This window comes from Clostridium aquiflavi, assembly GCF_031344075.1.
Lineage (GTDB): Bacteria > Bacillota > Clostridia > Clostridiales > Clostridiaceae > Clostridium > Clostridium aquiflavi.
This window is the reverse complement of sequence record NZ_JAVJAN010000067.1, coordinates 1-8,883: the sequence shown is the minus strand read 5'-3', so window position 1 is coordinate 8,883 and position 8,883 is coordinate 1. Positions and strand designations below refer to the sequence as shown.

Annotated in this window: 9 protein-coding genes, 1 tRNA gene and 1 rRNA gene; 7 read left to right on the top strand and 4 right to left on the bottom strand. The window is 27.0% G+C overall.

All coding sequences use genetic code 11. The features are described 5' to 3' along the window. Positions 1-253: 253 nt before the first annotated feature. Positions 254-370, top strand: a 5S ribosomal RNA gene (gene rrf / locus RGC78_RS15465). 6 nt (positions 371-376) lie between these two features. Further along, positions 377-452, top strand: a tRNA-Phe gene (locus RGC78_RS15460). A gap of 41 nt (positions 453-493) precedes the next feature. Here RGC78_RS15460 and RGC78_RS15455 read toward each other — a convergent pair. Next, complete coding sequence (locus tag RGC78_RS15455) at positions 494-1,285, bottom strand: MerR family transcriptional regulator (RefSeq protein WP_309556920.1); 792 nt, start codon at positions 1,283-1,285, stop codon at positions 494-496. Between the two features lie 154 nt (positions 1,286-1,439). Next, complete coding sequence (locus RGC78_RS15450; RefSeq protein ID WP_309556919.1) at positions 1,440-1,859, bottom strand: DUF3785 family protein; 420 nt, start codon at positions 1,857-1,859, stop codon at positions 1,440-1,442. Between the two features lie 385 nt (positions 1,860-2,244). On the opposite strand from RGC78_RS15450, the gene RGC78_RS15445 reads away from it, so the two are divergent. Continuing rightward, the gene (locus RGC78_RS15445; RefSeq protein ID WP_309556918.1) at positions 2,245-2,442 is read left to right on the top strand and encodes a hypothetical protein; all 198 of its coding nucleotides are present in this window, start codon (positions 2,245-2,247) and stop codon (positions 2,440-2,442) included. A gap of 465 nt (positions 2,443-2,907) precedes the next feature. On the opposite strand, the gene RGC78_RS15440 is transcribed toward RGC78_RS15445, so the two are convergent. After that, positions 2,908-3,585: a uracil-DNA glycosylase gene (locus RGC78_RS15440; protein WP_309556917.1), complete on the bottom strand. Its 678-nt coding sequence runs from the start codon at positions 3,583-3,585 to the stop codon at positions 2,908-2,910. A gap of 127 nt (positions 3,586-3,712) precedes the next feature. Between RGC78_RS15440 and RGC78_RS15435 the strand changes: the two genes are divergently transcribed. Then, positions 3,713-4,456, top strand: a complete 744-nt coding sequence (locus RGC78_RS15435) for a peptidylprolyl isomerase (RefSeq protein ID WP_252211602.1) — start codon at positions 3,713-3,715, stop codon at positions 4,454-4,456. A gap of 138 nt (positions 4,457-4,594) precedes the next feature. Here the strand turns inward: RGC78_RS15435 and RGC78_RS15430 are convergent, their stop codons facing one another. Beyond that, the gene (locus RGC78_RS15430; protein ID WP_252211603.1) at positions 4,595-5,239 is read right to left on the bottom strand and encodes an HAD family hydrolase; all 645 of its coding nucleotides are present in this window, start codon (positions 5,237-5,239) and stop codon (positions 4,595-4,597) included. A gap of 442 nt (positions 5,240-5,681) precedes the next feature. Here RGC78_RS15430 and RGC78_RS15425 point away from each other — a divergent pair, with 442 nt between their 5' ends. The 3 genes from RGC78_RS15425 (at position 5,682) to rsmI (ending at position 8,795) form a co-directional block, all read left to right on the top strand. Further along, positions 5,682-6,956, top strand: a complete 1,275-nt coding sequence (locus RGC78_RS15425) for a C40 family peptidase (RefSeq protein WP_252211604.1) — start codon at positions 5,682-5,684, stop codon at positions 6,954-6,956. A 239-nt stretch (positions 6,957-7,195) separates the two neighbouring features. Then, positions 7,196-7,948 carry a tRNA1(Val) (adenine(37)-N6)-methyltransferase gene (locus tag RGC78_RS15420; protein WP_252223959.1) on the top strand — a complete coding sequence of 251 codons (753 nt, stop codon included), beginning with the start codon at positions 7,196-7,198 and terminating at the stop codon, positions 7,946-7,948. 1 nt (position 7,949) lies between these two features. Then, the gene (gene rsmI / locus RGC78_RS15415) at positions 7,950-8,795 is read left to right on the top strand and encodes a 16S rRNA (cytidine(1402)-2'-O)-methyltransferase (RefSeq protein ID WP_252211606.1); all 846 of its coding nucleotides are present in this window, start codon (positions 7,950-7,952) and stop codon (positions 8,793-8,795) included. The last annotated feature ends 88 nt before the right edge of the window (positions 8,796-8,883 follow it).

Here is an 8,883-nt window from a genome sequence, read left to right as displayed (position 1 = left end):
CTCACTTAAGAGTTCTAAAAAGCAAATTCCAACGCCAGTTCGCCCTTATACTAAAATATCAACATTCACTTAAAACATAGCCTAAAAAATAAATACTTTTATATATTATATTTAAAATCCTATTAATGCTAGTGATATCAGGTGTTAAAGAAGTATACAGTAAGTCTTAATATAAATAAAAAACAAAAAAATCAAAAAAGTTTACAAAAGTTGTTGACATAATAGTGATATCTAGATATAATACTACTTGTGATCTGGTGATGACGGCGTAGAGGTAACACTCCTCTCCATTCCGAACAGGAAAGTTAAGGTCTACAGCGCTGATGGTACTGCACGGGAGACTGTGTGGGAGAGTAAGACGTTGCCAGGTAAGCATGGCTCGATAGCTCAGTCGGTAGAGCAGAGGACTGAAAATCCTCGTGTCACTGGTTCGATTCCAGTTCGAGCCACCAAAAAAACACTAACAAATGTTAGTGTTTTTTTTATTAAGAATTTAAATTATCTCAACTGGAAAATAAATTTCAGTAATTATTTTTCCATCCATGGGACCCTTAATATATTTTTCATAAGGTAAATCTATAATTCTATAATTATTTAAATTTATCCATTCTGTTATTTTTCCATAGGCACATGAAAGATTAGAATAAGGTCCCTCAAATGTTACCATTGCACATAAATTTCCTTTCAGCACTCTTGTATTATTGATTTTTTCTTTAATAGGAAGTGCAACTTCTGTGTCATTATGATTGTGATTAAATTCATTATCATGATAAATAGACATTGGGCAACCTAATACAGTAAGATTTTTCTTACTTACTTCTTCAAATAAATTTCCGATATATTTTCCATATTCATTAACGCCCATTATCTGTCTATTACTCAATATATTTATATCTTGAGTTTCAATTAAACTTACGTTTATATCTTCTATAAATGACATAATATCAACTCCATTCTTTAAATTTAAAAGATCATTTTCCATTTCATGTTCTATATATTTATATCTTTTTATTGTAATTTCAATGTGATTTTTTTTATCTTTAATTTTTTCAATTAATAATTTATTATCATGAGTGTTTAAAATAGTTTTAATTTCATCTAAAGAAAAGCTGTAATTTTTAAGTCTTGAGATAAGAAGCATTGTGCGAATTTGACCTATGCTATAAAACCTATAGCTATTTTCGCTATTTATTTCAGCTGGTTTTATTAAATCAATATCATCATAATGCCTCAATGTTCTTGTTGTAACTTTACATATCTTAGAGAATTCTCCAATAGAAAGCATAAGTTTGTATCACCTCATAGTTTTATTTTGCTAGCTTGACTTTAGTATAATGTTTTACGCTACGTTAAAGTCAATAGTTAAATTTATAGTTTGGATATTTTTAAATAAAAAAAGAGTATAGATGTTTTAAAACTGATCTATACTCATAAAAATATTAAACTGTACATTGTTCAATTTCAACGGTGTAATTACCACAACAAGGGCAAACAACTATGCTAACAATATAACTATCATCTATTTTTCCAACTCTAAAAAGCTTATTATAAGATGTATTTTCGTATTCTTTACATAGTGTATTTATTATGTATTTATTTTCTTTTGTATAAACATAAAAATGATATTCTAAATAAGCATAAGATTTATTTATCTTTTCTTGAGAATCACAGTAACATTTATCGCCATAAAATTCTTTTGAAAAATTAATAACTTTTCCTTCGCATAAAGCATTTAAAATTATATCTAATGATAAGCCTTCAATTTCTTCAACTTCATTATCAGAATCTAAAAATATACCGTCACAATTTTCTTCATTTAATACATATTCTTTATCATCATATACAAACTTATATTCCATAAAATTTCTCTCCTTAACTAAATTAATAATAATTATATAATATCATATAATTTTAATGTACATAATAATATATTTGTAATATATTATCTGTTAAATATGTATTGATATATGTAATAAATAAGGTGAAATTGCAATTATTTTATGCAGATTTCTTTGGAGATATATAAATACTCTACCAAAACATAGTTTGATAATAAATAATATAAAATGAAACCATTTTGTAAGAATTAGGACACAGATATGTAACAAATAAAAATTTATAGTGATATAAAATAATAATAAGAAATCCTTAATTTTGAATTAATAAACTTTTAAGAGTACTGATGTATAATTAGTATTATAGAATATTATAAAATAAAAATATTTTAGATTGGAGATGAGTTTAATGTTAGAAAAGATTATGTTAACTGATAAGGAATATGAAAATTTAGCCAAAGGAATTGCAATGGGAGTTGGAATTGGAACTATTATTGGTACAATTTTTGATAATGCAGTATTTTTCTTTGCAGCAGGAGGAGTATTAGGAATAATAGGCTCATTAATCTATTCTAAAATAGAAGAGTATAAAGAAAATCATATATAATAAACCATAAAAGAAATGCATTATTAAGCGTATCAAAACATAATTCAAACATGTGTAAATTTATTAAGACTCTTTTAAATTTAGGGTATGTTTTAAATCTGTGTTGATATATGCAATAGACAAAGTGGCATTGTAATTGGAATTTGAGAATACTTAATGAGTATTGTCACATTTACTGCTTGTCTCAATTTTATATTTGGAGCAAGCTAAAATGGGACTATACTAATTTTAGTATTCCTAAGTTCAATTACTCCGTCCAGCTTTGTTTATGCATATATTAACACTCTACTAAAACATAGCATTAATTTAAAAATTGGTAAGAGTCAATATTATATAAATTCTAATTTTAAAAGTGGATATTAATATAGTAAATAGTAAAAATCTTTAAATTTCTTAATTGATCTTTTAAAAGTCTGTAAACTTTTGATTATACTATGAACTGTAAGTATCCACTTTTAATAAAATCTAAAGATTTTCTATTTGCCAATCTATAGGAGTTTCATTGTCATTTTTCAAAAATTCATTAGTTTTTGAAAATGGTTTACTACCCAAAAAACCTCTAGATGCAGAAAGAGGACTAGGATGCACTGATTTTATTATATGATGTTTGGGATTTGTTATAAGTTCTTCTTTTCTTATTGCATTATTTCCCCAAAGTATAAATACAATAGGTTTTTCTCTAGTATTTAATACCTTTATTATATTATCAGTAAATATTTGCCAGCCTATATTTTTATGTGAATTAGCTTCGCCAGCTCTTACAGTAAGTACTGTATTTAATAATAGAACACCTTGGTCAGCCCATTTTTTTAGATAACCATTATTAGGTATATAACATCCAATATCATCTTTTAATTCTTTATATATATTTAAAAGTGATGGAGGAGTCCTAACTCCTGGATTTACTGAAAAACTTAATCCGTGAGCTTGGTTTGGTCCATGATAAGGGTCTTGCCCTAATATAACTACTTTAACATCATCAAAAGCTGTATAATGAAGAGCATTAAAAATATTATACATATCAGGGTATATTGTTTTTGTTTTATACTCTTGTGATAAATTTTTCCTTAATTTAAGGTAATAATCTTTTTCAAATTCATTACCTATGTAATTATTCCAATCATTTTTTAATATGTTATTCATAAAATCACCCATAATTAGTATATCATTTTTATAAAAAAATAATAAATTTTCTTTTTTTATTGTTAGTAGAGATATATATTGTTAAAATATAGAGGTATATAAAAAATTAGTTAAAAGGAGAATTAACATGGAAAATAAGGTAGTGGCAATTGTTGCCGGAAACGAAATCAAAGATAAAGATTTAGATGCAGTACTAAATAGATATCCACAAGAAAGAAGAGCTATGTTCCAAGGAGAACAAGGAAGAGAAGCATTATTAGAACAAGTAGTTGCTTTTGAATTAATGCGTAACTTTGGTAAAGAGTTAAAAATAGATGAGACTGAAGAATATAAAAATTTAGTTGAAGGATTAGCAAAAGAGGCATTAACTCAATTAGCAATTAACAAAGTATTAGCTGATGTTACAGTTACTGATGAAGATGTTAAAAAGTATTATGATGATAATGCAAGTATGTTTATAAATCCACCAACAGTTTCAGCAAAACATATTTTAGTTAAGACTGAAGAAGAAGCTAATTCTATAAAAGAAGAAATAGCAAATGGATTAGCATTTGAAGAGGCTGCTAAGAAATATTCAACTTGTCCATCTAAAGAACAAGGTGGAAGTTTAGGGAACTTTGGAAAAGGAGCTATGGTTCCAGAATTTGAAAAAGTTGCTTTTGAATCAGAAGTTGGAAAAGTTAGTGAACCAGTTAAAACACAATTCGGTTATCATTTAATATTAGTAGAAAACAAAACTGAAAGCACAACTGTACCATTTGATCAAGTTAAGGATGCAGTGTTAAAACAACTTATAAATGAAAGACAACAAAACAAATATTTAGAAATGATAAAACAATTATCAGATAAATATGGTGTTGAAAGAAAATAATGATATTACTATTTATAAGTAATAGAAAAAGTGGTTTTATTATAAAACCACTTTTATATATATATATAATTTTTGTAACGCTTAATGCTTATCTATTTACTTTGAACTAAATAAGAAGTGAGTGTATCCACGTTTACTTTATATTAATTCAAAAAATGAAGTTATGTATTTATCAGAAGCAGTTATAATATCTTCTTTAGAATCTATGCTGAATTCATCTTTTACTGCAATAACTTTCATTCCAGCTACTTTTGCTGATTTTATAGCAGGAAGTATATCTTCGAATACTACGCATTTATCAGGGGTAGTATCTAATCTTTTAGCAGCGAGTAAATATACGTCTGGAGAATCCTTACCTTTTTCAGTTTCACCAGTAGTAGTTATTGAATCAAAATAATGATATATATTATTTGTTTTTAAACAAACTTCTAATAATTCATTAGAATTGCTTGTAGCTAGTCCAATCTTTATATTTTTAGATTTTAGTTTATCTAAAAATTCTATTACACCATCTTTTAGTTTTACCTTTTTTGAATAGTATTCAAAGGCCATATCATGCCAATGGTTTAGTATTGTCTCAATAGAATCTTCTAGATTGAATCTGTTTTTAAAATACGCTGCTGTTTGTTTAAAGCTTAGATGAATTATATCATTTTTTAAATCTTTAGGTAATTCAAGTCCTTTTTCTTTTAGATAATCTATATCTATTTGTTGCCAAATCATCATTGAATCCACTAATGTTCCATCTAAATCAAATATTGCAGCTTTTATATTATTTAACATTAAGGTCCCCCCATTTTTATTTATAAAAAGTTATAAAAAAAACTTAAGGGAATGCCTTAAGTTTTTTATGTTGTATTAAATAGTACAGATAAAAATAATTATATTCTCAAAAAAAACTTATGTCAAGAATTCAATTTTATTCATTTTTATGTTACCATAATAATATAATGTAAACTTTTACAGAAACTGTATTCATGTTTTTTAATTTATATTTCTAAAGATATGACTTAATATATTAAAACACCCTATTATCAATGGGTTTTATGTAGCATCGTTTAGAAAAGTAGGGGATTATGGACTATTTTAAAAAAAATATAGGATAATGCTTATAATTAATGCTGTAGAAAAGTTGTCCATATTTATGTAAAGTGATATAATTTTAGATATGTAAACGCATTTTGTTAATATGAAGGAGGGAAGGTTCGAAAAGAACCGGCATTGGATGAGAAAAAAGATTTTAGCTGCAATGTTAGCTACTATGATTATTGCAGGGTCTTCAGCGCCAGCTTTTGCTACGCCTGGAAATCAAGAATTAAGTGAAACAAGACAAAAATATGCTGAAATAGAACGTAATATAAGTGAAATTCAAGATAAAATTTATGATTTAGATGCTCAAATAGAGCCTTTAGAGCAAACTGTTACTAACAATAAAAAAGAAGTTAAGAATATTAATACACAAATTGATAACACAACTAAAGACATAGAACAATGTAAAGAGGAAATTACTAATTTAGATTTAGCATTAGGTGAAAGACTTAAAGCTATATATATGTCAGGAAATATGGAGTTCAGTTATTTAAACTTCTTATTTGAATCAGAATCTACTAGTGACTTTTTTACAAGAGCAGAATCATTAGGTAGAATTTTAGGTAGAGATAAGAAAGCTATAAAAGAAATAGCTGAAAAAAGAGATTCATTAAATGAAAAGATAACTTCTTTAGAAGATAAAAAGAAAGAAATAGACAAGCTTAATGCAGAAGTTCAAGTGAGCTTATCAGAATTAGACGTTAAAAAGAAAGATCAAGAAGTATTAGTTGGAAAGACAAAAGAAGAAAAGAAGAAATTTGATGAAGAATATTTATCACAAATGGAAAGAGATGTTGTTAAATCACAAATAGATGTGATAGATAGTTCAAGCAGTTCTCTTAGTGATTTAAAATCTGCAATCTCTCAATTAAGAAATTTAAGAGATAGCCAACTTAAGAGCCCAATAGTTATAGAAGAAGTAAATGCAAAGATTGAAAGTGCAAAGAGTACAGTATCACAAAAAGAACAAGAAGAAGAAGCTAAAAGAGCAGCAGCGGCATCAGCGGCAGCTTCAAGTAATACTCCAAGCAGAGGAAATTCAGGTTCTACAAATGTTACTGTTCCATCAGCAGGTAATGCTCAAGCTATATTAAATGAAGCTTATAATCATTTAGGAAAAGCTTATGTATATGGAGCAACAGGTCCAAGCAACTTTGACTGTTCAGGATTTACTCAATATGTGTATAGAAAAGCGGCAGGTGTTGATATAACAAGAACTACTTATTCACAAATAGGGGTAGGAGTACCTGTATCACAAGATCAATTACAACCAGGTGATTTAGTATTTACTCATGCAGGTCATGTTGGTATATACGTTGGTGGAGGTAGCATGATTCATGCACCACAAACAGGAGACGTTGTAAAAGTATCATCAGTATATAAATTCTATGCGGCTAGAAGAATTTTATAATATATAATATTTAAAATAAGGCTAGATATGTAATTGTCTAGCCTTATTTTGTTGTATATAAAATTTAGTTCTATTTAAAGTTAACTACAATATATGAACTTATATTTATAAGACTTAATTATATATAGACACTTTGCTAAAACACAACTAGAAAATAAAATACTAAAATCATATTAAGTTGTTTAGAATAAATGTATAAGTTATAATTATTTAGAATATATGGATAAAGGAAGATAACTATGCTTGAAAATAATTTAATTAATTTAGATACAGATGAAGTCATAGATGATTTACAATTAAAGGGATTACGATTAATACAAAAGGTTAATGGATTTAAATTTGGAGTAGATGCCGTAATATTATCTGATTTTGCAAATGTTAAGAATAAACATAGAGTTATTGATTTATGTACAGGTACAGGGATAGTACCATTTTTGTTATATGGAAAGTATAGTCCTAAAGAAATTTATGGATTAGAGATACAACAAGAGATGGTTGATATGGCAGAGAAAAGTGTAAAATTAAATGCATTAGAAGATAAGGTTATATTTATAAGGGAAGATTTAAAAAATATAGAGTATTTAAAGAAAATGGATAAGTTTGATGTAGTTACTGTAAACCCACCATACAAGTTAAATAATGCAGGAATTATAAATCCTAGTGATAAACTTGCTATTGCAAGGCATGAAGTTTTATGTAATCTAGAAGATGTGATTTATGCATCTAAAGTATTACTAAAAGATAATGGCAGAATGTTTATAGTACATAGACCAGAGAGATTAGCAGATATATTTACGTTAATGAGAAAATATAAAATAGAGCCTAAAAGAGTTAAAATGGTATATCCTAAACCTGGTAAGGCAGCAAATATAGTATTGGTAGAAGGGCAAAGAGATGGTGGAGCATATTTGAAATGGGATATTCCTTTATATGTTCACAATGAGGATGGATCTTATACAAAGCAAATAGATAAAATATATGGGAGGATATAAAATGGAAGTAGGAAATTTATATTTAGTACCAACTCCAATAGGAAATTTAAAAGATATAACATTAAGAGCTTTAGAAATACTAAAAGAAGTGGATATCATAGCAGCTGAAGACACTAGACAGACTTTAAAGTTATTAAATCACTTTGATATAAAGAAAACATTAATGAGCTATCATAAATTTAATGAGAAGGATAAGAGTAATGAAATTATCGACAAACTATTAAATGGTCAAAGTATAGCTTTAGTATCTGATGCGGGAACACCAGGAATATCAGATCCGGGGAGCGTTATAGTAAGAAGATGTATAGAACAGGGAATAAAATTTAGTGTATTACCTGGTGCAACAGCTATAACAACAGCTCTGGTATATTCTGGATTAGATACAACTAAATTTATTTTTAGAGGTTTTTTACCTAGAGAAAATAAAGAAAGAAATATAATAAAAGAAGAATTACTTCAAAGTCAAGAAACTTTAATATTTTATGAAGCTCCTCATAGATTAATTGATACGTTATCTTTTTTATATGACTCGTTTGGAAATAGACAAATTGCAGTTTGTAGAGAATTAACAAAATTATATGAACAAATATTTAGAGGCTCTGTTGAAGAATCTATTAATTATTTTACAGAAAATAAACCTAGAGGAGAGTTTGTACTTGTACTTGAAGGAAAAAAACTTGAAGAAATAAAACAAGAAAGAGAAAGTGAATGGATTGATTTATCAATTCAAGATCATATAATAAAATATATAAATGAAGGTATAAGCAAAAAAGAAGCAATTAAATGTGTTGCTAAAGATAGAGGTATACCTAAAAGTGAAGTTTATAAATTTTCAATTGATATATAAATATGAGGCTATGTTTTAGCAGAGTGTTGATATATGCATAAGCAAAGTGGACTGAGTAATTGAACTTAGGAATGCTAAAATGAGTATA